This window comes from Psychrobacter sp. PAMC 21119, assembly GCF_000247495.1.
Taxonomy (GTDB): Bacteria; Pseudomonadota; Gammaproteobacteria; order Pseudomonadales; family Moraxellaceae; genus Psychrobacter; species Psychrobacter glaciei.
In genome coordinates, this window is sequence record NZ_AHVZ01000041.1 from 190,945 (window position 1) to 215,154 (window position 24,210).

Here is a 24,210-nt window from a genome sequence, read left to right on the forward strand (position 1 = left end):
GAGACTTTTTATCCTCATAATCATTTGTTATAACGTCCGTTATGGGAACAACAAGCAGTATCTCTTTCCATGCCCACTATAATCGGCACGATCACAACATGACCTACTTAATTCTAGAAGACAATTTCAATTTATTTAAAAAACCTCGTAGAAGAAGGTAAAAATACAGCATAAATAATATACAATTATTGTTTACTCTCCTAGCATAGATACAAATATGTCACTAACCAATCATCTAAAACCTATTCTGATAACAAGTATTCAATTATGCAGCCTAGGTGGTCTTACCTGTCACGTCTACGCTCAATCAGATTTAAATCAAATAGAGCAGCAACAATACAACCAGTATCAACAGCGACTTGATAATTTAGAGGATAACACCTCTAAACCCTTTGTGAATCTCAGTGAACTCACGCCAGATACTAGCTTGAAACAGCCACCGCTTGGTGAAAGCCCTTGCTTTACTATCTATCAGGTTAACCTACAACTGCCTGATGAATCTACTTTAAAAAAGCAGTTTGCCACTATTTTAGGCCCTATAAAATATGGGCAAGGATCCATACTAGGTCATTGTATTGGTCAGCAAGGCTTAAATTATGCCATGCGTAATGTGCAAAACGAGCTAATCGAGCAAGGATTTATCACCACTCAAGCGACTATTGAGCCTCAGGATCTAACGAGTGGCGCCCTTAACATCATGATCATACCAGGGCGACTCCATAAGGTATGGCGATCTGAAGACGGTCACCCAAAAACGAATATCAGCAATGCGCTCACGCTTTCAGAAGGCGACCTCATCAATCTAAGAGACATTGAAACCAGCTTAGAGAACTTTCGCTTGCCTCAATCGGCGATCACCAACATTGACATCATACCGAGTGTTAGCGCCATTGATAATGAACAATACGGTAGCAGTGATTTGGTCGTTGCTCAAAAACGCACCACGCCCATACAATGGCAACTTAGTATAGATGACTCAGGAAGCTCAGATACTGGAAAGTACCAAGGCACAGTGACCACCAGCATCGATAATCCTTTGAGTGCCAATGATGCGTTAAGTCTGTCTTATACGCATTCTATAGATCCTTGGAATGATATAGACAAGCTATCTAACAATAACAGTCTCTATGTTAACTATCGTTATCCCTATAAAAAATGGCAATTGCAACTGCTCTACAGTGACTACGATTTCAATCAAACTTTGGCAGGTCTCAACCAAGACATTGTCTATAAAGGCAAATCTAACCAGAGCTCGGTTGGGCTACAAAGACTGATTCATAGAGATCGTTACTCTAAAACCAATGCTAGCTTAGATGGCTATCATAAAAATTCAAAAAATTACTTTGATGACCAAGAAATCGAGGTACAAAGACGTCGTACCTCTGGCTGGAAAGCAGGGATCGATCACCAGCGCCAAACCCCTTTAGGCGACATGACAGCAAGCTTGCAATATCAAAAAGGGACAGGTGCATTATCGGCTATAGACGCACCTGAAAGTTACATTAGTGAGGCCACCTCTCAGCCCAGTATTTGGAATGCGCAAATAAGCTTACAGCACCCTTTTAGTGTGGACAAATCTTCTTACCAATATACAGTACAGTGGCGCGGACAATATAGCCCGCAACTGCTCATCCCTCAAGACAGATTTACTATCGGTGGACGATATACGACTAAAGGGCTTAGCGACGATCAGAGCCTATCGGGCGAAAATGGTATGTTACTGCAACAAGAAGTCGCTCGTATTGTACCGTTAACGGGTCAAGTTACTATGATGCCATATGTAACCTTAGATCAAGGTTGGGTTGGTGGCGACAGTGCTCAGTATCTAGCAGGAAAGTATCTTATGAGCACCAGTCTCGGTGCGCGTCTATACGCCAGCAATATAAGTATAGACGGTTTTATTGGTAGAGGACTTCAGACGCCTCGATCAGTTGATAAAGACACCACTGGTGGTTTTAGAGTCACGATATATAACTAGAATTTTGCTAGGTAAATATTCGTAGATCGTATCATTGTTCTAATCAAGCTAAAAGACTGGTCACTATAATAATAGTGGCCAGTCTTTTAGTATTGTCTACAGTTTTTGCACAACCCTCTAGTCACATTTCAACTTATAACATCAACAATAAAAGAATATAAAAATCAATGCTTTATAAGATATAAGGTTTTTGAATAAGTATTTGGATAGCTACTTTTATTAGCAAAATAACAGACTTTAAGTAAATCTAAAAAAACTTTGAATTTGTAGAAAAAAACGCTAGTCTTTACAATAGTTTATAGATACAATTGCTTACATTTTTTGACATTTATCAACTTTGAAGAGCGATTCCTGAGATGAATAAGCAATGCTATAGAGTAGTGTTTAACAAAGCCCGTGGCATGATGATGGTCGTGAGTGAAATCACGAAGAGCCAAAATAAGACAGCGGGTAATGGCAGCAGTAAAAAATCTGTAGCCGCAAAATCAGAATCGCTATCGAGTGCAAACTTATCCTATCATCGCTTAGCGCTCGCAATTCTATGCTGTCAAAGCCTGATCTACACTCAGGTTCAAGCAGCGACATCTGCAATACAAAATACAGCTAGTAATGTCCCAGCTGCCCAACGAGCGGCGCTCTTAAAAGCGACCAATGGCACGCCTATTGTCAATATCCGCACGCCTAACAGCAACGGTTTGTCCCACAATACCTACAACCAATTTGATATTGGTAGTAATGGTGCCATCTTGAACAACAGTATAGGCGGGGCGAATACCCAATTAGCCGGCGCTATCGCAGGCAATCAGTATCTGGCGAAAAATGCTGCCAATACGATTCTGAATGAAGTCCGTAGCAATGCTCCAGCCAAGTTCCAAGGCAATATCGAAATTGCAGGACAGCGGGCAGACGTCATTATTGCCAGCCCTTCAGGTTTGCAAGTACAAGGTGGCGGCCTTATCAATGCCAATCGAGCGACCCTCACGACTGGTACGCATAAGATTGATAGTGCTGGCAATTTGACAGGATTTGATGTCAAGCAAGGTCAAATTCAGTTTGATAATGCGGCAACAGGCAATGCACTGGGCGGTGATCTGTATGATGGTAAAAACAAGAACCAAGCCAATTATGTAGATATTCTAGCCAGGGCCGTGACGATCAATGGTCAAATCCACGCCAATCAAGATGTCAACATGGTTATTGGTAGTAACACGGTCGATTATGACACGGGCGCAGCGACCAAGATCACTGGGACAGGTACTGCCCCAACCTTAGCCGTCGATGTGAGTACGCTTGGTGGTATCTACGCAAATTCTATTAACCTTGTCGGTACGGAGAACGGCCTGGGTGTTAGAAACGCTGGTAATATCAACGCCACTCAACAGATTGTATTGACCAACTCGGGCAAGATTGAGAACACAGGTACGATAAAGACTACTAAAGCACAAACCAGCTTATTGAGTATCAATGCCATAGGTACGACAGGTAGTATTGAGCACAGCGGCACTATCGGCAGCTATGGCATGATTGATATGCAAGCAGATAAAGATATTACCCTTAATAAAGGGATTATTAAAAAAAATAGTGCAGGAACAGCTGTACAATTGATGCCAGACATCTTACGAATGGATGCTGCTGGCGACCTAAAGATGTCAAACAGCTCAGATGTTCGAAATTTCACTGTAGTAAACGATGAAGCAAATATTTACCTGCATTCAGGTCGTGACACTTTTGTTGATAGTAAAAGCGCTGTGGGCTCAAACGGCGGGGTATCTATAGAAGCTGATCGCTATGTGCGTCTACTGGATGGTAGTAAAACTTCTGCTCGTTATGCGCCACTGACCATACATTCTAGAAATGGTACATGGGTAGATGATAGTGAAATTTTTAGTCGTGGTGATATACATATTAGCGCAAGTAAAGATGATAATACTAAGACTGCAGATACAGTGATTAGTAATAACAGTAAAATAACTGCTGAAAAAAACCTAACTGTTAGCGGTGAACGTGACGCTTATATCAAATCAGGTAGTAGTATCGCTGGAGCAAATGAATTTGCATTACAAGCTGGTCGCAATGCAGTAATTGACAACGCTGGTAGTATCAAAGTTACTAATGACGCTGTTGTGCAAGCGGGAGAGCTGGCGTATCTAAAAGATAGTATCCAGCCTATCACGATCGGTAAGCAGCTAACGATTGAAGGTAAACAGGCAACAGTATTAAACAGTACCGCTAACGCTACTAACGGTATCTATATCACAAGTCAAGGCAAAGCCACTACGATCACCAACAGCACTTTAAATAGTGCTAAAGGCGCAGTTACGGCTGTAGCCAACCAAGCGGTACTAAACGTCAATAAGCTAACCACTAATGCCAACAGCACTATCTTGGCAGCTGGTAATAACGTGGGTATTACAGCAAGTAACCTTAAAGCAGACAACATAGTTATTGAGTCAGGCGCGACTACCACTATTAATGAACTTACGACGGCTGCTAAAGATATTGCACAGATAGGTGGCACTAGTATCTCTTCAAAAGTAAATACCAGCGTTATTAATAGCACGCTAAATAGTACTGGTAATACAGTGATGCGCAGTGATAAAAGCCTTACGCTGACCAATAATGGCATTCAATCTCAAGGCATTGTATTAAAGACCAGTACTGCTAGTACGCTAAAAAACACCGCTGGTATTAATAATACCTTTGGTGACGGTGACATCACGCTGACTAAGAATACGCTATCCACCAAAGGTATCAATGATAACAGTAACGCCATTATTGTTGATGCTGCCAACCATCTTAATGTTATAGACAGCCAAACAAAATCGACTGGTTCAACCAGTTTAAAGTCTGGCAATCTCATGCGAGTTAATAACAGTACTGTAGACGCTGATAAGCACCTAAACATGAATAGTGGCAATCAGCTCATTTTTAACGGTGCTCGCACTGCAAATAGCAATACAGCTATCACTCATACAATGGGTAATACCACGCTAAAAGCAGGTCAAATAGTCTCTATCGACAGTAAGGCAGCTCAAAGCTATCAGAATATTAATGTGGCTGGCGGTGCTGTCCTTATTAATTCAGAAAATAGCATCGACTTTATTAATTCAGCGGATAACGTTGCTTATGGCACTAACCCTAATCCTAGTATCAACGCTACTGGCAGTACAAAACTTGCTACTAGTAAAGAAAAGCTCTTAGATGGTAAGGCTGTTAGCACTTTGAATGGTGACCTATCAATCATCAGTAACTCAAACCTAACCATTGATCCGAGAAATGTTAGTTTACACTCTATGGGTGATGTTAATCTAACTTCTAAAGAAGGTGAGCTTTATCTTAAAGGTTACTCAGAAGAAAAAGGAGGTTGGGCTTTTGGTTCTTTCAATAAAGTTGTAGATATAACTACTCCAGGTAACATTAATCTGAGTGGTAAGAAAGTCTTAATAGAAGGAGCTGTTTTAAAAAACGGTATCAACTTACCGTGGAATCCTGATTACAGTAAAGTAGATTGGTATTCATCTAGTTATCAAGTGGAAGTAGATAAGATTACTGCTGATTATATTAAGACAAGAGAAGAGAATGCTAAGTTAGGAATTAACACAACTAAACCCATTGTTGGTAGTGTTAATATTACAGCGACAAATGGTAGCGTAGAACTCAAGGGAATTAAAGACAAAATTAATGACTCAATAGGTGGGGTTTTTGAACCTATATTCCACGTTTCCCAACATAGAGTTCAAGTCATTGAAGATCAAATTCAGTTAGTCAACTCTGAAATAGCTAACACTAAAGCGGATACTAAGCTATCAGCCCAGAGTAAGAATATTGAAATTAGTAAATTACAAGGTGTTCTATCAGATTTAAATGAAATTCTTGAAATTTCAAAAAAACCAAGTCGAGGTTATGAGCATAAAGTAGTCGAGATTGACTCTTATGGAACAGCCAATATCAGTGCTCAAAATGGTGGCGTTCTTATAGAAGGTACAGATATCACCAGTCGTAATGGTGGTATAAATGTTCTAGCTAAAGGCAATCTAAAGCCTGTAACTTTTAGTGATGATACAAGAACAGACACTTATAGTGATAGTATTCGTATTACAGGCCTTGCCGATACCTTCGAACAAGGTAGTGTCAATGCAGGTAATATCACAGGACCGAATTACTCTTATCATCAGATTATTAATCAACCAAAACTCAAGGCAAAAGGCAATATACAAATATCAGGAGAAGGTAGTTTAGTTAAAGCCTCTGATACATATACTCCTTCCACTAAAACCTATATCAGCAATAATAATGTTGTTCTAAATAGCGCTGATATCATCTCAACGAATGGTGATGTCCGTATTGATGCCTCTACTGGTGATATTGATCTTGAGGCTTCGCAAAACGCCTTTATGGATGGCTCACAAAAAAGTAGTACATCAAAGAGTTGGTACGGTAAAAAGAAGTCAAAAACAACAACCAATATTTCTAATAATAATAATGCCGTTACGACTGACATTCAAGCTAACAACATTAGTCTTATTGCCGATGGTAATATCAATATCTACGGATCAGATTTAACAGCAGCATCTACTGGTAGTATTAATCTAACGGCAGGTAAACTACTAAATCTATATGCTATTGAAGATGTGAATTATAGTAGTACTGAGGTCAAGAAGAGATCTAGCTGGTTAGGCGTGAGATATAACAAGGATAATACTAGCGATACTCGTCAAGAGCTATCACAGCTACCTGCTAAGCTAATAGGCGGCAAAGCTTATACAGCATCAGGTGGTAGCACATTATTACAAGGTACAGTATTTAGTACGTTAAAGCCTGCTGACATAAAAGTCGGTGTAGGCAAATATGCAGATAGTGCCGCGCAAGTGATCTTAGTGCCTATTACCAATCAAATCACAACCACGCATACTCAAGATAGAGAAAGCACCGTATGGATGAAGACGGTCGATCAAGGCAGTGTCGTCACGACTGCTCAATTGCCTAAATTTAATCAGGTTCCAACGATTACCTCACCTAATGGTGTCATTGTAGCTGTACCGGTTGAAGTCACTGTAGATAGTAATGCAAAAGCCAAAGCCGCTATTCAAAAAAGCCAAGAAGAACTAGGAAAAATTGCCCTTAATCTGTCTAAACAACCGGGCTATGAGTATTTAGCGGCTCTTGACAAGACCAATGATATCAACTGGGTACAAGTCGATCTGATTCAAAAGAATTGGAACTATACCCAAGAAGGACTGACGCCAGGGGCGGCGGCGTTGATCGCTATCGCTATTACTATCGCAGCAGGTCCAGCAGGTAGCGGCCTTACTGCATCCATGATAGCTACTAATGCTGCTGGTATAGCTTTGCAGACGCAAGCGGTTATTACACTGATTAATAACAAGGGTGATATCAGTAAGACACTAAAAGATATGGCCAGTAGTCAAACCATACGTGGCATGGCAACCGCAGCGTTAACGGCAGGTGTAGGTGCTAAACTAGGACTTGGTAGTAGTGTCAATGACACTTTTGGACAGAAGCTATCTAACGCTGTCGGTACTGGTTTTACACAGGCTGTTGCTGATGCGGCTATCAATGGTGCAAGCTTTGAAGATGCCCTAAAAAATAGTTTGCGTAGCTCATTAGTGGATGTATTTGCAGCTGAAACCTTTAGTAGCTTTGTAAAGAATATTGATACAAATGATTTCGCTGATAATCTTGCTCACAAATTGGTAGCAGCTGGTGTTGGTTGTGTAACTGCTAGCGCCAAACAACAAAGCTGTGATGCTGGAGCTGTTGGAGCGGCTGTTGGAGAAATGCTTGGAGATTATTTAGTTAATGATCCAAACAATCTAACAATTGAGCAGAAAAAAGAAATTATAGATACTGCTAAGTTACTTGCAGGATCTATAGCTCTATTGACTAACGTCGACGTTAATACAGCAGCTAATAACGCTGGTTTAGCAGTTGAGAATAATGCTTTAAAAGCCGTTGTCACCACAGTTAAAGTAGCAGGAAAATTAATTAAAGTAGCATATAAAAAAGGTGGTAAAATAAACGTTAGTGATTTGAAAAAGACATTAAAAGATGAGGGGCTTGATATAGTAGATAATTTAATTACTCTGAACGACGGTTTATTGAATATCCATGATGCTCAGGCAATTATTGATTTAGTAGTTGGCACCAATTTTAATTCAGCAAACAAAGGACAAGCTGCTAAAGATATTAGTTTGATTTTATCTAACCGAAATTCTGCTTTACCTTTTCCTAATAAAGTAAGAGCTAAAAACGGTTTAAGTTATCAATCCAACTCAAAGCATACACCTGGACCAAACAATGGTAGTAGATATAACGCTGGAATAGAACCTAGTAATTCTTTTGAGTTGTTTGAAAAATCATTTCAGTCTAAGCAAAAGAGATATTCAGTTGACTCAAAAGGAAATATCAATCAATTTTTTTATGATAACACTGGTAGTTGGCATTGGGCAGGACGTACTGGAAAAGATCAACCTGCGGCACAAAGACTTGCTGGCGGCGCTATCCCATCAGATGTTATTAAGCATTTCTCATTGAACGCTAAAAATGTGAGCAGACTATGATTTTCGGTAAACCTGAAGAATTCGCCTTGTATGTTGATGTCATTAAAGAACGAAGTAACGAGCTAAATGCTTTAGAAGGTGTGAGTGGTATTTGGTTAAAAAACGAATTATTTATTACTAATACAGGTTTAATCGCTTTACCAAATGATTTTGAAAATATTATTGAGATAGCACCGCAGATCATAAAATGTTCAAGCCTTTATAAACTTAATAATTTAGATCTGTTAAAAGACATATTGAATAAAAGGTTTCCTAATTGGTGTGTAAGTTCAAAGGAAGAGTGGGAAAAAAATATTGATAAATGGCTTGATATCGAAGAGATCACCGAATATGACATTTCTCTTGAAAGCTGTAGCATTGGAAATGAGCTAAACTATTATTTGCTTGGTATTAGAAACGAGTATATGATGAAAATATTAATGTATATAAAGAATAAAGAATTTGATTTTTTTGATTTTGGAATGATGGCAGATAGTGATGTAAGATGTGTAGAAATATCTTACAAAGACTTTCGAGACATAGTTGACCAATTAGAAGGTTTTATAAAGAAAAGTAGACTTGATATTTTAGGTCGTTAACTTTCGTAATTCTGCCTTTAATACATTAAGTATGAAGTTGTTTATTTTACCTAAATGCCTTACTGCCATCTTCAATATTATGTCGCTAATAGTAAGGCATTTGTCTTTATTACACTCTTTAGTTCAACAATCAATTATTAATAATAATCGGATAAGAAATAACCCTTGGCTCAGGTGGTGGCGCAGTTCTTACCACCTCGGTCACGGGCTTTTCTGTCGCTTTATTCTTGATCCAAAAGTCAACATAGCTGTCTTTACTGAACCACGCCGTACCAATATCAGTAGCGAAATCTAGCTGGTAGTTAGTGTTGGCTTCGGCATCAAACGTAATCTTGGTAGGTTTAGTATAGTGCCCGGCCATACGATAAGTGATTGTCAATGTATGCTCACCCGTCGTAATCGGATAGACATTATCCCAAGTATCACTGTAAGTCTCTTTTTTATCTTTAGGTACGCGCTTACCATCAATCTCCATAATATAGGCGATACGATCACCAACGAGCTTGGTATGTCGTGGTTCCATTTTACCCATGATCGTTGCGCTCACGCCCGATATAGGCGGCTGATAGATCAACTCAGGTGGTAACTCTTTTACATTTTTCATGCTCATACAAGCGGTCAACAACGGTAACGCACACACCAATACAGTCCACTTCATCGCTTATCCTCAGTAGAATCCGTTCAATTAATAGTCGTCGTTTTTTATCACTGTTAAAAAACATTCGTTGGCGAAATTGCAACGTTTATAGTTTATCTCTTTATCTTTCAATCAGTGATATTTTTATTAGGAATTATCGCAATAGCTAGGACGTGACGAGGTGTTGAGCCTGTCTAATCACTATCGTTATTGAAATTTTTGGGTATATCCCAGTGATACCAACTAATTCGCCCCTCAAACCTATGAATAGACCACTTAAAACAGACTGGTATAATGGAACCACTTATGTTGGGGCATGTTTGATGATGTATAAACAGGCATTGAACAACCAAAAAACCAAAGCGACTACTACAGTGGAAAAAAGAAACGACATACCTTAAAAGCGCCCGCCATTTTACATCGGCAAGCAGGTCTCATACGTGAATAGCATCTCAGCCGCTTCAAACACCAGTCACTGTAAGCTCTTCAATCCCTGCCGCCTCATGTGCTTTAAATGGATAGCGATCTGCCATTACCATCCAATTAGACGTTGGTTTAGATATTGATTTATTGCTTAGGCTATTTTTTTCTTCAGCCAACTTGATTAGCAAAATATCAATATCCATTGTCACTCGCCGTACTTGGTTCGAATCAGTCTGTCGACATCTATCGCAATCTCCTTCAAGGTTTTTAAAGGTTTGCTGTAGTTGCTGCAGACTCATCGGTATTGCTAGTATGAGATGTACACATTGATTGGTGTAATCAGGTTTTGGTTGTTCTAAGGTTGCGGTGAAATCAAGGTTTTGAAAAGCAGTAGATAGCCGTATCTGACCTAGCGTTGCCAAACACTCTAGAGCAAGTGGCAGATATTTTTCGGCTTGATAGTTGCTACCCAGCGCTACTATTATCTCTACCACGGGCTGCGCCTGCAAAGTCTCAGGTGCGCATTGTGTTAGCCTTTCCAAATTCAAATACATCGATGTTTTATACATCATCGGCTTTGCTATTATTAGCTTCTTTGGCAGCTTCTTTGATAGCTAGCTCATGTGTTGACGTTGAAGCATAGCGCGTGATTTGAACGCCAACTGCATCCGCTTGCGCAATAGCAGTCGGCTTGGCAACGCTTAACGTTATTTTATGACAAGCGTATTTTGCAAGCAGCTTATCAGAAATTTGCCCAGCCAAATGCTCAAGCAGTTTTGCTTGAATCTCTTTGCACCACGCGCTGACATCATCGCAGACCGCTTTATAATTTAGCGCATCATTGACATCATCTGATACAGCAGCACGGCTAATGTCGGTTTCAAGCGCAATATCAATCAGCAGCGGCTGCGTGATCGCCCGCTCCCACGCGTAAACACCGATGACGGCTTCGACTTTTAAACCTTTTACAAATACCACATCAGATTCAGTATGAAACATGCTTCCATCCTTGTTTGCTACATTTTTAATTCAGAGATTCAACTCAAACTTCATTTAACTTGCTTCAAAGCCTCTTCACGCAGACGCGCGGCTTTTAACACTTTACTTGGACGATGACGCCATAAGTCAATGCTGAATAACAGCAAACCTAGCCAAATCAAGCCAAAGACTGCCAAGCGTTTTAAATCAAATGGCTCGTTATAATAAAACACTGCCAAGAAGAAAATAAAGGTCGGCGTCAGGTAATTCATAAAGCTTAGAATACTATAAGCGACGAGCTTGGTAGATTTATTAAACAATAATAGCGGTATCAACGTAATCGGCCCTGCGATCATCAGTAGCCAGATGTTTGAACTAAACCAAAAGCTCAGTTGATGACTGACCACATCGGACTGCCAAAACCACCAAAGACATAAAGGTACTAGCATCGCTGTTTCGACAAACATCGCATCGACAGCTGTCAACGGGGTTTGCCGTTGAATAGTGCCATAAGTACTAAAGCTAAATGCCAAAATTAATGATATCCACGGCAGACTGCCAATCATCACCACTTGAATCACGACAGACAAGAGTGCAAATCCAATAGCCACCCACTGCAAAGGTCGTAAGCGCTCTTTAAATAGAATCATCGATAGCGCAACACCTACCAATGGCCCAATAAAGTATCCCAAACTGGCCTCAAGAATACGGTCATGATTGACCGCCCATACATAGGTCAGCCAGTTAGTTGCGATAATCAAACCAGATATCAATGACAGCGCTATCCATCTTGGGTTTTGTTTGAGTGTTTCAATCCATTGCCAGCGCTTAGTGACTACTAGCACAAGCAATAGACACAGGAATGTCCATATGATGCGATGACCAATGATCTCAGTCGCATCATAATCGGATAATTGTTTGAAGTATAACGGAAATCCGCCCCAGATAAAAAACGCAATAAGCGCAGTGATAATGCCGCGTCTGGTTGTGGTTATCGGGGCAACGGGTTTTTTGATGACATTTTGGGTAGTCATAATATAGGACAACTTTTTAGAGCAAAGCGCGCCCTCACCTAATTCTGAGTATTATTATCGATTTAGTGGCGAGAACGCAGGGTTACTACAGTGAGATTATAAATTAAAAAGCAATGTACTCATGCCAATAGTGACATGAGTACATTGCTAACGATGTTAGATGAAGTTTTTAGGCTAATGTGGCTATTTGATCAGCTAGCCACCATCTGTTTATATTTTACAGTGCAAATCATAGAAGAATATTAATCAGCACTCAATGATTTATTCAGCGCCAGCATCCACTTGGATAGACATACCAATTTGGTTGGCAAGTTCAGCAAATCCTGGGAAGCTGGTATTGACCGTCTCAACCCCTTCGATGGTGATTTGCTTGGAGGCACGCAGACTGGCAACAGAGAAACTCATGGCAATACGATGGTCGTGGTGAGACGTAATGTGACCGCCACCGAATACAGGCTGGCTATTATTGACATCACCATTCTCACTTCCAATACCTTGACCTTCGATGAGTAGTCCATCATCTGTAACGGTACAATCAATACCAAGCGTATGTAGCCCTTCTGCCATCACCGCAATACGATCAGACTCTTTAACGCGCAGCTCTTTGGCACCCGTCAATACCGTACGACCTTGCGCACAGCTGGCGGCGATGAATAATACAGGGAATTCATCAATCGCTAGCGGTACGAGATGCTCTGGTATCTCAATACCAACTAAGTTTGAACCACGAATCGTAATGTCAGCGACTGGCTCGCCGCCCACATGCGTCTCATTACTCAAGCTAATATCTGCTTGCATGAGCTTTAAGATATCAATAATACCCGTACGTGTCGGGTTGATACCCACTTGCGTCAAGGTCAGCTCACTACCTTGACTGATAGCAGCGGCTACCATAAAGAAGGCCGCAGAGGATATGTCAGCAGGCACAGCGATATCACCACCTGTCAATGTACCGCCGCCTTCAACGCTGATACGATTGCCGTCAACGGTCACCGGATAACCAAAGGCGGATAGCATACGTTCGGTATGGTCACGGCTGACTTCAGGCTGAGTCACCGTTGTCGTACCCTCTGCCCATAGACCTGCCAACAGCAAACAAGACTTCACCTGTGCAGACGCGACTGGCATATCATATTCAACGCCTTGGAGTGGCTTGCCGACCGTATCACGACCAGTGATACTGAGCGGTGCCGTACCGCTATGACCAGTACTTTGTATGACTGCTCCCATCGTACGTAGCGGTGCAGCCACACGCTCCATCGGGCGTTTATTTAAGCTAGTATCACCCGTCAACACACTATCAAATGATTGTGCCGCCAAGATCCCCGACAACAGGCGCATGCTGGTGCCTGAGTTGCCCATATACAAAGGTGTTTTGCTTGGCTTTAAGCCATTCATACCAACACCATGAATGGTTAATCTTCCTTTATCAGGGCCTTCAATGCTCACACCCATATCACGAAACGCCTGCAACGTGGCAAGCGCGTCTTCCCCTTCCAAAAATCCAGTGACATTCGTCACCCCTGTGGCAAGACTGCCTAGCATGATACTGCGATGCGAGATGGATTTGTCACCAGGGATGGCAATGGTGCCAGAGACAGTATTGCTAGGCGTAATATTATAAGAAGCTGACATGGCAGAAGTATCCGTATAAGGAGTGCTGGCTAACATATGGCCAAAATGTCGCCGTGCGGCTTGCGCGCGGCCCAAAAGTCCCATCAGGGCGGTTGAATCTTTATCAATGATAAGCTGGCGCATGGTCTGTAAGTAGACACCATACTCATCAAGGGCGCTCACAATGGCGCTTTGATTGGCAAAAAATATATCATGCCACATTTTAGGATCGCTGGCAGCGATACGCGTAAAATCACGAAATCCACCAGCAGCATAACGAAACATATCTAAATTATCATCATGGCTTGCCAACTGCTCAACCAAATTAAAGGCAAGCAAATGCGGCAAATGACTGGTGTGCGCCAATATGCGATCATGGTGACTAGCATCCATTGATATGACATTTGCGCCCACCGCTTCCCAGAGTAGCCGCAGCTTGGTGATGGCTACATTGCTTGTGGTAAGTAGCTCACAGATAATCACGCTATGATTGACAAATAAATTGGCGCGGCGAGCATGATACCCTGAATTTTCAGCCCCAGCAATCGGATGCGCGGGCACCAGTCCTGTCGGCAGCGAGCCAAATACTGTCCTGGCTGCATCAATGATGTTGACCTTAGTACTACAGACATCCGTCATGATGCAATCAGTGGCAAGCTGCTCGTCATCCATTGCCTGTTTAATGTCAACAAATACTGCTTGGACCGCCTGTACTGGGACTGCAATGATAATTAAATCACTGCCACCGATGACGTCTTGTAGGTTAGCACTACCAGCATCTAACAAACCATGCTCAATGGCTTCAGTAATACTGGGTACATGCCTGTCTGTCGCTACTAGACGCTCACTTAAGCCACTGTCTTTAATGGCTTGCGCAAAACTGGCGCCAATAAGACCAAGCCCAATCACACAAACTTGTCTAAACATAGGTAGCTGAATATTTGGAGACGGTTGAATTTTATTTTTTTTCTGACTACTCACGGCTTTTCTCGTTGAACACACTAGGATAAGTTTGGGTAAAGCCAATCTTAGCGTTATAAAATTTAATGGCTAATTAAGATCATTAACTTGACTAAAAAAACATCTATTGATGCGCTTAATCATCGGTCAAGATAGAACGCAAGGTATCAATCAAGCGCATGTTATCTTCTGCGACGCCTACCGTAATGCGCAACCAAGTGGGTAAGCCGTAACCTACCAGTGGCCGTACGATGACCCCTTGCTCGAGCAACGCTTGGTTAATCAATAGCGCATCTTCATCATCCATCTCTACCATAATAAAGTTGGCATGCGACTTAATAAAACCCAATCCTAATGCGTCAAACTGCTTCTCTAACCAGCGCATTTGCTCATCATTCATCAGACGAGTTTTCTCGATAAAATCTTGATCAGCAAGTGCCGCTGCCGCTGCCGCCAACCCAATACGACTGACGTTAAATGGCTGACGAATACGGTTTAATAACTCTGCCACTGCTACCGAGCTTAGCGCATAGCCAACCCGCAGACCTGCTAGTCCATAAGCCTTAGAGAACGTACGGACGATGATCACATTGTCAAATTCATCTATGAGCGCCCTATTATTACTTTCAGGGCTGTACTCGATATAGGCTTCATCCAATACCACCAATACCGAGCTTGGCACACTGGCAACAAACTGGCGCAGCTCTTTATGCTCAAGCTGTGTCCCAGTTGGGTTGTTAGGATTGGCAATAAAGACAATCTTGGTATTAGGGTTGTCTTGAACCGCTTGACTCATGGCCTTTAAATCATGACCGAATCGATGGGCGGGCACTTCAATATCTGTAGCACCTTGCATTTTTGCCAGCATCGAATAGACCACAAAGGCATACTGACTATAAACGATAGCATCATTGGCACCCACAAAACTACGCGCCAAGATATCGAGCAAATCGTCAGAGCCATTGCCCAACGTAATCTGATCGATATTGACATCATTGAAGTCAGCCAGTGCTTGCTTTAGATAGTAACCATTGCCATCAGGATAACGCGCCAGCTGACCGAGCTGCTCTGTCACTGCCAACGTCACTCGCGGTGAGCAGCCCATTGGATTCTCGTTGCTAGCAAGCTTCACCACATCTGAGATGCCGTACTCGCGAGTCAACTCTTCAATCGGCTTGCCCGTTTGATAAGGAGCCAGCTCTAAGATACTGTCGTACGCTGGCACGAGTGGTAATAAGCTTGATTCGGTCAATGGCGTTGTCTGCATGTTGTATCCTTAGATGTAATGACCCATCTATTATTAATAATAACAATAGCTTATGACAGCTATTTGCTATAAATGGTATAGCTTTTAAAACGCTTACAGTACCGCTTTGGGATATGAGCCCAGTACACGTAAATCTTTTACCAATGGGCGAATATCATTAATGGCTGCGCTAACATTTGGATCATTAACATGACCATCCATATCAATAAAGAACACGTATGCCCACTTATTAGGACGTTCAGGACGCGTCTCGATACTGGTCATCGACACGCCATGATAAGACAATGGTTTTAAGATTTCGATAAGCGCGCCCGCTTTGTCATGTGCTGAGACGACGATAGAGGTCTTATCTTGTCCTGACGGCGCGATCGCTTCATGACCGATGATAAGGAAGCGTGTGGTATTGCTTGGATTGTCTTCAATATTTGAGTAAAGCTTATGTAAATCATACTCTGCGGCAGCGACATCCCCTGCAATCGCAGCCGAATGCCATTCATTCTTGAGTCGACGTGCAGCTTCGCCATTGCTAGATACGGCAACGCGCTCCACATTGGGATAATTAACATCGAGCCAATGACGGCACTGGGCAAGCGATTGCTGATGCGAATAAATACGGCTGAGACCGTCAAGCTTGGTATGCTCTGCAACCAAGAAATTCTGATGAATCGGTAACTCAACTTCCCCAATTATTTTTAAGGTAGAAGACAAGAAACCATCTAAAGTATGGTTGACCACCCCTTCTGAAGAGTTCTCAACCGGTACGACGCCGTACATCGCTGTACCTGCTTCGACTTCACGGAACACATCAGTGATGGTGGTCATTGGTACGGTATCAGCGGCTTTACCAAAATGCTTGAGGGCAGCGGCGTGAGTAAAAGTACCCACTGGACCCAAAAAGGCAATACGTTGCGGTGCTTCTAGATCTAAGCATACCGACATAATTTCACGAAACAATCGCGCCATTTTTTCATCAGCGATTGGACCAGTATTACGCGCCATGACCGCTTTTAGGACTTGCGCTTCACGTTCTGGGCGATAAAAAATAGGATTGGTTTTTTCAGCAGTAGGACTTTTTGCGATGTGTTCTTTTTTGACCGTCGCCACTTGCTGAGCCAGTTTGGCACGGTTATTAATCAATGTCTGGATTTCGCAGTCTACGCTATCAATACTATGACGCAGCTGATCTAAAAACTCTTTTTCGTTTGAGTGGTCGCTTACGTTAGTTTGATTTAGATTGTCTATTTTTTGCTCTGGTGACTGCTCACTCATTACCGCCCATCCTTTTTCTAATATTATTGCTGAGTTTTATAACTGTTTGGTGTGACTGTTTTTAGGTTTATCTATACTTAAGCTTATTTGAGATTAGCTCTGACCATATCGCTAGTCACTGTTCAATAAAACAGTTTATCAAAAATATCATGTCCTACTCGCCTACACGATTCTTGGATTCATCAGCCAATACAGCAGACAAGGACACGACCGGCTCTACTATAGCAAAAACTACGCTCAGTGCCCATTCGTAAATGCGTGTAAACTGGCTAACGGCTATAAATATTAGCACAGTTATCTGATATGGCAGCAATAGGCGGCAAAACTATGAGAGAACACCGCCTCAAAACTATGTTACAGTTCAAAACTAATGGTCAATAGCACCTTTAATAAGCATGTTTAAAAATATAAACACGTTTAACAACAGATCCAGTCTTTAGAACATAACTATGTCAATTGATTCACACAAGGATACCTGATGAGCGCATTACAACAGCTTCGCACCATGACCACCATTGTCGCTGATACTGGCGACCTTAGCGCTATTGCCCGCCTAAAACCTGTCGATGCGACCACCAACCCCAGTCTCATTACCAAGGCGCTCATTCACTCTGACAATCAAGCCATGCTCTCAGAAACCATGAGTCGACATCGCGGTGACATCGATGCGGTAATTGATGCGTTAACCATAAAAATTGGCTGCGATATTTTATCGTTGATTGAGGGTCGCGTCTCAACTGAAGTCGATGCGCGTTTGTCTTATGACACCCAAGCGACTATCGATAAAGCACTCAGCTTTATGGAAGCTTATCAACAAGCAGGTATCGACTCAGAGCGGGTATTGATTAAGATGGCAGCGACGTGGCAAGGTATCGAGGCCGCACGTTATCTGGAAACCCAAGGTATTCACTGTAATCTAACGCTACTTTTCGGACAACATCAAGCGATTGCCTGTGCCGATGCTGGCGTGACCCTGATATCACCTTTCGTTGGACGCATTTTAGATTGGCAAAAACGCCAGCAAAACCGTCAGAACGTACCAGTCTCTGATGACATGGGCGTGCAGTCGGTCAAGCTTATTTATCAATATTTCAAACAGCATGGCTACAATACGCAAGTAATGGGCGCAAGCTTCCGCTCTACTGAGCAGATATTGGCATTAGCAGGCTGTGATCTGTTGACCATTGCCCCCAACCTCATTGATGAGTTGGCAGCGATGGATATAGAAGTCCCTCGTCAGCTGTCACCAAGTATGTCGATGGCGTTAGATGATATGACCCGAGTGAGTTTGACGCATGAAGAATTTAGTCAAGCTTATCAAAAGGATACCGTCACTCAAGATTTATTACCTAAGGGGATTGACGGCTTTATCGATGCGCGTGATGAGCTTGCTCAGGCATTGGCAGCGATGCGCAATTAATCGTTGCGATAATGGATGGTCAAACACTGTCAAATAAAAGAAATTTGCCTGCTAATAGTAAGTTCGTTATTATAACCCACTTCAAATAACAAGAAGCAAGGCTTGATTATGAGACGGCTATCAGTGGTATTAGCAGGTAGTGCGCTAGCGATTAGTGCACATGCAGTCAGCTGGGTAGAGATATCTGAGACTGATTCTGGTTCGATTTTCACCTTAGATTCAGACTCTATTGAAAGCTCTGACATCAATATCATAGATGAGAATAACGTCGAAAACATTTCGGTATCCATTCGCAGAACCTATCCACCGCAGTTACAACAGACGGATAAAAAAGGCAAAAAGGATAAAAAGGAAAGCTATATTCATCATAGCGATCAGCAGTTATTGATATCTTGCAAAGATGCCAGTTACTATAAAAGAGCCTATGTCAATTATGGCACTGACAACAAGGTCATCAAATCTTGGCAATCCGACAAACCAATATTGACCAGCAAGGATTTTAAGGTTACGACGCCTAAAACAATCGGTCGCAAAGTAGTAGAGCAAACTTGTGAGCGTTATCAACAAGACCAATAAAATACCAAATAAAATATATTGATACCAAAAAAGCGCGCTGAACTATTCAGCGCGCTTTTTTATTATGCTAAAAACCATTTCTCTAAGCTTTTAATACCGTATAAACAGGCACGGGGAATTCACCATGCAACTCAACCAAATCCAGCAGTACCAAAGCACCGACGACCGTATGATCTGCTGACTGGCACAGCTCATAAGCAGTGGTTAGTGTACCGCCCGTCGCCAAAATATCATCGACTAACAATACCCGTTCAGGTGGCAAGTTATTTTGCATCTCAAGCGTGTCTTTACCATATTCTAGCGCATAGGCCTTGTTGGCAACAGGCGGTGGCAACTTACCCGGCTTACGCAGCAAAATCATGCCTTTACCCAAGCGACCTGCCAGCAAGCTTGCAAACACAAAGCCACGCGCCTCTACAGCACCCAAGCAGTCCACTTCATCCATCAGCCCTTCTGGCAAGGTTGCAAGCAGTGCATCAATGACCGCATTAATATGACTGCGCAGTAACGGGGTGATATCATAAAAATCAATGCCGACTTTTGGAAAGTCTGGTACTGTGCGGATAACCTGCCAAAACGGGTGGTCAGTATTGAGTATATTAGACAGATCAATTTCGGTATTAGCAGATGTAGCGGCAGCATTAACGCTCATAATAACCCTTATTTCATATGGCTTAGATGGTAATAAGTGACGGTGATAAATGACAGACATCACCGTGAAATTAGTGGCGATTACTATAACATAATTTGGTGTAATATAGCGGCGAGACGAACAATCATACAATCGCCTGAATCAATAAAATGCCAATCATGGACTTGATAAAAGCTGAGTCAGCTCAACATACAAGTGTAAACTTAACTATCAAAACAACGGTTATATGCTAAACTACGGGCGTTTTTACCGTCCAAATATGAGTGGTAATGCTCAGTAGACGCTCTAAAAACACCCTGTAACACTGGTAATGATCGATAGGACTATTTATGAAACGTTATGAATGTATCGTCTGTGGCTGGATATATGATGAAGCGCTTGGCTGTCCTGAAGAAGGGATTGCGCCTGGCACCAAGTGGGAAGACATCCCTGAAGACTGGATTTGTCCAGAGTGCGGTGTTGGCAAGCTTGATTTTGAGATGCTTGAGATTTAGTAGACGACTCTCTAATTAGGACACTTCATGACAAAATCCAATAATATCAATAATGCGGCATTGCTTAAAACCTCTGGAGATGCTGGGGTATACCCTACTCCTGACTGGCAACGATTTGGTCAACACCAATGGCGCGAATCAGACCTTAGCGAACACCTCCATCAAGCGATGATAAATATCGGTGATGGCATTGAGTTGTGCGTTGAGGCAGGCGGTAATCCCAATCATCCCCCACTGCTGATGATCATGGGACTTGGCTCGCAGATGATATTTTGGCCAAACAATTTTATCAAGCGCCTTATTGATGCAGGATTTTTTGTGATTCGTTTTGACAATCGCGATATTGGCTTGTCTTCCAAAGTACAGATTGACGGCCTACCGCGTATCAGTCAGTTAAAAATGATGATGCGTTTGCAAACCGGATTGTCTAATAAGAGTACGCAGGTTGCTTATAATTTGACCGATATGGCAGAAGATACCGCACGTTTGATTAAGGCGTTGCAGCTGGGTAAAACACATCTACTGGGTGCTTCTATGGGCGGTATGATTGCTCAAATCGTGGCGGCACGCTATCCAAGCTTAGTACAACGTATGGCTTTGATGTTTACCACCACCAATCGGGCTTTTCTAAAGCCACCCAAGCCCAAGCAGTTATACACGCTTATCAATCGCCCTGAGAGTCATTCTGAGCGCGATATTGTGCGCCATAGCGTCTGGTTTATGAAAACAGTCGGTACGCCAGGACACGTCAACGTCCGTATGGTGCGTGAAATTGCCAAGTTACGTTATCAGCGCAACTTCCATCCGCTTGGCACCGTACAACAGCTCAATGCGATCTTGGCCTCTGGCTCTATTAGCCGGTTTAGCAAGCAAGTCAAAGCACCAACCATCGTCCTGCATGGTAGTGCAGATGGGCTATTGCCGCCTTCACAAGGACGCGTGGTCGCTAAGACCATTCCCAATGCTAAGTTTCATTTAATCGAAGGCATGGCACACGATATCCCAGAGTACTATCAACCTTATATGATTGATTTGATTCGCAATCACCTATCGGCTTAATACGCATTTAACACCGTCAATCATTGGCGATAAAAAAGCGTGCCATGCTATGTATCACTCATAAGCACGGCACGCTTTTTTGTCTCTTAGTTTGAGTGAGCGCTTCAATCACAACCGACACTCACTCCTTCTTTATCAATGCACATCTTATTGCCATTTTTTAAGTTGCCAATCCACGCTTTACCATTTGCAAATGTAAAGGCAGGCTTGCCTTGATAACTGTCACCACTCGACACACCCATTTTATCAAAGCGAAAAGGAATCACCAGCTCACCGCCCAAATTGATAAAGCCCCAGTTGTCATCAATGCGCACGCCAGCTAGTCCTTCTGAAAAAGGACGAGCATCATCAAATGAATAAGTAATCATCGTCACATTTTTTTCATCGACGAAACCCCATCGACCATCTTGCTGACGTGGCTGTAACCTCGTAAAACGATTGGGCGCTGCTTGCCTAGATTGTGCTGACGCTGTAGCAGACCTACTATTGGCGGTTTGCTTTGCAGACGACGGCTCATTATTATTACTATCACTACCATTTGGATTGCTAGTCGCTTTGCCGTTTTTATCCAGCCAACTGGTCGCTTGGTTCTTACGTACTTGCGTCACACCGCCACGATAATCATCAATATCACTGATTGACGCAGAAAACGACACGATGGTCTTATTTTCTGTATCGATAACCCCATAGTTGCCGTCTCTTTTGACCACGATACGTCCATCAGATACCGGACGCGCCCAACCCTGACTTTCCTTTAGCATGTCGTAGGTCGCCGGTATCACCTCACGACCCTGCATGTTGAGATAACCGACGTGACTATTGCGCAGCACGGGTAATAAGCCACCAGCTATCTTATCTGCATCGACTTTTTGATAGCGTGATAAATCAACGATTTTTTTGCCTTTACTATTCAGTAGCGCCACTGGCGCACCGAAGTCCTTGGTTGCCAAAAAATAACCGCTACTCGCGGTACAAGAGACATTCTTATAATAGCTTTTGGGTATTTTACAGCTGGCAGCTTGTGCAGTCGGCATCATAAATAGCGCACTGACGAATAAGCCCATAGGAATACCATATCGTGCCATTTTTAGTTGCGATCCAAATATCAAAGAAAGCGACTTTTTTGATTGAGTACGTCGATGCATAAATAAACCTAGGCTAATAGTAGTAGAAACTATATTGAGCATTTTAAGAGAGTAATGAAAGACAGATTAGCAAATCGCGACCTTCACGCCAATGCTATTCCTGTAAGGATGCGCCTCAATGATATAAGCACTATTATATATAGTCAAAATATCCTAAAAACGCGACGGTATTGCTGATATTAATTTTTTGTAGCCTCTGTCTGCGCAGGCACAGCAAGCAAAAAAAATTGATATCAGCAGTGCGTGATGGTTCGATATTACTTTTCACTCACTATAGCTGACGTTAGCCGATTGGCAGCATCTATTTTCCCACACGCTTATCATACTCGGTTCTTTCAAAATACAGTCATCATAAGAATAAATTATGTTTTAACCATTTCATTTTAAGTCTAAAACCTCGACAATACGGGGTATGTGCATTGTACTGTGAGCACAGTAAGATTAAAAAAGAACGCCACCCACTAAACGTGATCAATCTAAGGACAATTTATGGCTATTGCCGCTTCACGCTCTGCACCTATTGGCTTGGTTATTGGTTGCATCATCTTTGGTCTGGGTAGTTTAATCGTTGCACACGTTGATATCGGCGGTTGGGCCATGTCGTTTTGGCGACTCGCCATCTCAGGAGTGGTCTTTGCTATCTTGGCAAAAATCATGGGACAACGTTTGCCACGCTCAAGACGTGCCATTTTTTATGGTTTATTGTCAGGGGCGTTTTTGGGGTTAGATTTGGCGCTTTGGCACGAGAGTATCTATGCTGTCGGGCCTGGTATTTCAACCTTACTTAATAGCTTACAGATTTTCTTTTTGGCAGCGATTGGGTTTTTATATTTTAATGAACGGCAATCTATATTACAGCTTATCAGTTTGTTTTTGGCGATGGCTGGAGTGGCGATGATAGGCAGCCCTGAGTTTGCACATAACAGTGCCGCAACTTGGGGGTTTATCACGGGTATCGTCTCAGGAGCGATGCTGGCAGCATCAATGACATTTATCCGTAAGACGCATGACACCGAGCCAACACCGATATTTATGCTCATGCAATTAATCAGTATCGGCGGTGTGCTGGCGATGATTATTCCGATGTTTTTGTTTGATATGGGCAATATCTTGCCCAACAGTTGGTCTGAGATTGTTTGGGTACTTATTTATGGCACGGTCATGCAGTGCTTGGCTTGGGGTCTGATTGCCTACTCTATCCCCAAGCTGTCTTTGGCGCTGACTGGATTACTACTGCTATCTGAACCAATTGCCGCATTGGTCATTGATTATACTTGGCTGGACAAACCGATTAATACTTTGCAATGGAGCGGCGCGCTCTTGACGATGTTTGCCATTTACTTAGGTTCATTAAAACCCAAGCCGCGCGCACTACGTCGCTATCGGTTTTTTTCACGGTTTTATAAGCGTAAATATAAATAGTTATACAGGTACGCTTATTTAGGTGTAATGGACATTTTTCATGCTGACGTAGGGTCTAACGCTATATACTGTCTATATTTCCAAGGAATCAACGCCATGAATCAAAAAACTAGCCCTTTTTGT

At 42.4% G+C, this 24,210-nt stretch carries 17 protein-coding genes and 1 pseudogene; 9 read left to right on the plus strand and 9 right to left on the minus strand.

All coding sequences use genetic code 11. The annotated features are described in order from the left end of the window. Nucleotides 1–217: 217 nt before the first annotated feature. The 3 genes from RH96_RS14195 (at nt 218) to RH96_RS14205 (ending at nt 9,137) form a co-directional block, all read left to right on the plus strand. Nucleotides 218–1,978 (plus strand): ShlB/FhaC/HecB family hemolysin secretion/activation protein, encoded by a 1,761-nt coding sequence (locus RH96_RS14195; protein ID WP_010201966.1) that lies wholly within the window; start codon nt 218–220, stop codon nt 1,976–1,978. Between the two features lie 356 nt (nt 1,979–2,334). Next, the gene (locus tag RH96_RS14200; protein ID WP_010201967.1) at nt 2,335–8,559 is read left to right on the plus strand and encodes a DUF637 domain-containing protein; all 6,225 of its coding nucleotides are present in this window, start codon (nt 2,335–2,337) and stop codon (nt 8,557–8,559) included. Beyond that, the gene (locus RH96_RS14205) at nt 8,556–9,137 is read left to right on the plus strand and encodes an Imm42 family immunity protein (protein WP_010201969.1); all 582 of its coding nucleotides are present in this window, start codon (nt 8,556–8,558) and stop codon (nt 9,135–9,137) included. The genes RH96_RS14200 and RH96_RS14205 overlap by 4 nt, the downstream gene beginning before the upstream one ends. Before the next feature lie 130 nt (nt 9,138–9,267). Here RH96_RS14205 and RH96_RS14210 read toward each other — a convergent pair whose 3' ends face one another. Beyond that, nucleotides 9,268–9,795, minus strand: coding sequence for a hypothetical protein (locus tag RH96_RS14210; protein WP_010201970.1), 528 nt, complete (start codon nt 9,793–9,795; stop codon nt 9,268–9,270). A gap of 319 nt (nt 9,796–10,114) precedes the next feature. Here RH96_RS14210 and RH96_RS15285 point away from each other — a divergent pair. Further along, nucleotides 10,115–10,195: pseudogene (locus RH96_RS15285) on the plus strand (IS5/IS1182 family transposase); the annotation flags it as partial. 40 nt (nt 10,196–10,235) lie between these two features. On the opposite strand, the gene RH96_RS14215 reads toward RH96_RS15285, so the two are convergent. The 6 genes from RH96_RS14215 to pheA all read right to left on the minus strand — a co-directional run bounded on the left by RH96_RS14215 (nt 10,236) and on the right by pheA (nt 17,319). Then, on the minus strand, nt 10,236–10,769 hold the full coding sequence (locus RH96_RS14215) for a 2-amino-4-hydroxy-6-hydroxymethyldihydropteridine diphosphokinase (protein WP_141629774.1): 534 nt from the start codon (nt 10,767–10,769) through the stop codon (nt 10,236–10,238). After that, on the minus strand, nt 10,759–11,196 hold the full coding sequence (gene folB / locus RH96_RS14220) for a dihydroneopterin aldolase (RefSeq protein ID WP_010201973.1): 438 nt from the start codon (nt 11,194–11,196) through the stop codon (nt 10,759–10,761). Before folB ends, RH96_RS14215 begins: the two co-directional genes overlap by 11 nt. A 50-nt stretch (nt 11,197–11,246) precedes the next feature. After that, a complete protein-coding gene (gene rarD, locus RH96_RS14225) occupies nt 11,247–12,209 on the minus strand; it encodes an EamA family transporter RarD (RefSeq protein WP_010201975.1) in 963 nt (320 codons plus the stop codon). A gap of 261 nt (nt 12,210–12,470) precedes the next feature. After that, entirely contained in the window at nt 12,471–14,762 is a 2,292-nt protein-coding gene (locus RH96_RS14230; RefSeq protein ID WP_192811761.1) for a bifunctional prephenate dehydrogenase/3-phosphoshikimate 1-carboxyvinyltransferase, read from the minus strand. Between the two features lie 157 nt (nt 14,763–14,919). Next, on the minus strand, nt 14,920–16,050 hold the full coding sequence (gene hisC / locus RH96_RS14235; RefSeq protein ID WP_010201979.1) for a histidinol-phosphate transaminase: 1,131 nt from the start codon (nt 16,048–16,050) through the stop codon (nt 14,920–14,922). Nucleotides 16,051–16,143: 93 nt separating this feature from the next. Beyond that, nucleotides 16,144–17,319, minus strand: a complete 1,176-nt coding sequence (gene pheA, locus RH96_RS14240) for a prephenate dehydratase (RefSeq protein WP_010201981.1) — start codon at nt 17,317–17,319, stop codon at nt 16,144–16,146. 478 nt (nt 17,320–17,797) lie between these two features. Between pheA and RH96_RS14245 the strand changes: the two genes are divergently transcribed. Then, nucleotides 17,798–18,739 (plus strand): transaldolase, encoded by a 942-nt coding sequence (locus tag RH96_RS14245; protein WP_010201983.1) that lies wholly within the window; start codon nt 17,798–17,800, stop codon nt 18,737–18,739. Nucleotides 18,740–18,847: 108 nt separating this feature from the next. Beyond that, on the plus strand, nt 18,848–19,315 hold the full coding sequence (locus RH96_RS14250; RefSeq protein ID WP_010201985.1) for a hypothetical protein: 468 nt from the start codon (nt 18,848–18,850) through the stop codon (nt 19,313–19,315). Between the two features lie 82 nt (nt 19,316–19,397). Here the strand turns inward: RH96_RS14250 and RH96_RS14255 are convergent, their stop codons facing one another. Further along, nucleotides 19,398–19,967, minus strand: a complete 570-nt coding sequence (locus RH96_RS14255) for an adenine phosphoribosyltransferase (RefSeq protein WP_010201988.1) — start codon at nt 19,965–19,967, stop codon at nt 19,398–19,400. Nucleotides 19,968–20,296: 329 nt separating this feature from the next. Here RH96_RS14255 and RH96_RS14260 point away from each other — a divergent pair, with 329 nt between their 5' ends. Next, on the plus strand, nt 20,297–20,461 hold the full coding sequence (locus RH96_RS14260) for a rubredoxin (protein WP_010201990.1): 165 nt from the start codon (nt 20,297–20,299) through the stop codon (nt 20,459–20,461). A 27-nt stretch (nt 20,462–20,488) separates the two neighbouring features. Continuing rightward, nucleotides 20,489–21,520: an alpha/beta fold hydrolase gene (locus RH96_RS14265; protein ID WP_010201993.1), complete on the plus strand. Its 1,032-nt coding sequence runs from the start codon at nt 20,489–20,491 to the stop codon at nt 21,518–21,520. A 104-nt stretch (nt 21,521–21,624) separates the two neighbouring features. Here the strand turns inward: RH96_RS14265 and RH96_RS14270 are convergent, their stop codons facing one another. Beyond that, nucleotides 21,625–22,665, minus strand: a complete 1,041-nt coding sequence (locus tag RH96_RS14270; protein ID WP_026037406.1) for a WG repeat-containing protein — start codon at nt 22,663–22,665, stop codon at nt 21,625–21,627. A gap of 489 nt (nt 22,666–23,154) precedes the next feature. Here RH96_RS14270 and RH96_RS14275 point away from each other — a divergent pair, with 489 nt between their 5' ends. Continuing rightward, a complete protein-coding gene (locus tag RH96_RS14275; RefSeq protein WP_010201997.1) occupies nt 23,155–24,087 on the plus strand; it encodes a DMT family transporter in 933 nt (310 codons plus the stop codon). Nucleotides 24,088–24,210 lie beyond the last annotated feature (123 nt).

Coding starts and splice junctions, on each gene's coding strand:
- RH96_RS14195 (WP_010201966.1), top strand. CDS start 218: ATGTCACTAACCAATCATCTAAAACCTATTCTGATAACAAGTATTCAA.
- RH96_RS14200 (WP_010201967.1), top strand. CDS start 2,335: ATGAATAAGCAATGCTATAGAGTAGTGTTTAACAAAGCCCGTGGCATG.
- RH96_RS14205 (WP_010201969.1), top strand. CDS start 8,556: ATGATTTTCGGTAAACCTGAAGAATTCGCCTTGTATGTTGATGTCATT.
- RH96_RS14210 (WP_010201970.1), bottom strand. CDS start 9,795: ATGAAGTGGACTGTATTGGTGTGTGCGTTACCGTTGTTGACCGCTTGT.
- RH96_RS14215 (WP_141629774.1), bottom strand. CDS start 10,769: ATGATGTATAAAACATCGATGTATTTGAATTTGGAAAGGCTAACACAA.
- folB (WP_010201973.1), bottom strand. CDS start 11,196: ATGTTTCATACTGAATCTGATGTGGTATTTGTAAAAGGTTTAAAAGTC.
- rarD (WP_010201975.1), bottom strand. CDS start 12,209: ATGACTACCCAAAATGTCATCAAAAAACCCGTTGCCCCGATAACCACA.
- hisC (WP_010201979.1), bottom strand. CDS start 16,050: ATGCAGACAACGCCATTGACCGAATCAAGCTTATTACCACTCGTGCCA.
- pheA (WP_010201981.1), bottom strand. CDS start 17,319: ATGAGTGAGCAGTCACCAGAGCAAAAAATAGACAATCTAAATCAAACT.
- RH96_RS14245 (WP_010201983.1), top strand. CDS start 17,798: ATGAGCGCATTACAACAGCTTCGCACCATGACCACCATTGTCGCTGAT.
- RH96_RS14250 (WP_010201985.1), top strand. CDS start 18,848: ATGAGACGGCTATCAGTGGTATTAGCAGGTAGTGCGCTAGCGATTAGT.
- RH96_RS14255 (WP_010201988.1), bottom strand. CDS start 19,967: ATGAGCGTTAATGCTGCCGCTACATCTGCTAATACCGAAATTGATCTG.
- RH96_RS14260 (WP_010201990.1), top strand. CDS start 20,297: ATGAAACGTTATGAATGTATCGTCTGTGGCTGGATATATGATGAAGCG.
- RH96_RS14265 (WP_010201993.1), top strand. CDS start 20,489: ATGACAAAATCCAATAATATCAATAATGCGGCATTGCTTAAAACCTCT.
- RH96_RS14270 (WP_026037406.1), bottom strand. CDS start 22,665: ATGCATCGACGTACTCAATCAAAAAAGTCGCTTTCTTTGATATTTGGA.
- RH96_RS14275 (WP_010201997.1), top strand. CDS start 23,155: ATGGCTATTGCCGCTTCACGCTCTGCACCTATTGGCTTGGTTATTGGT.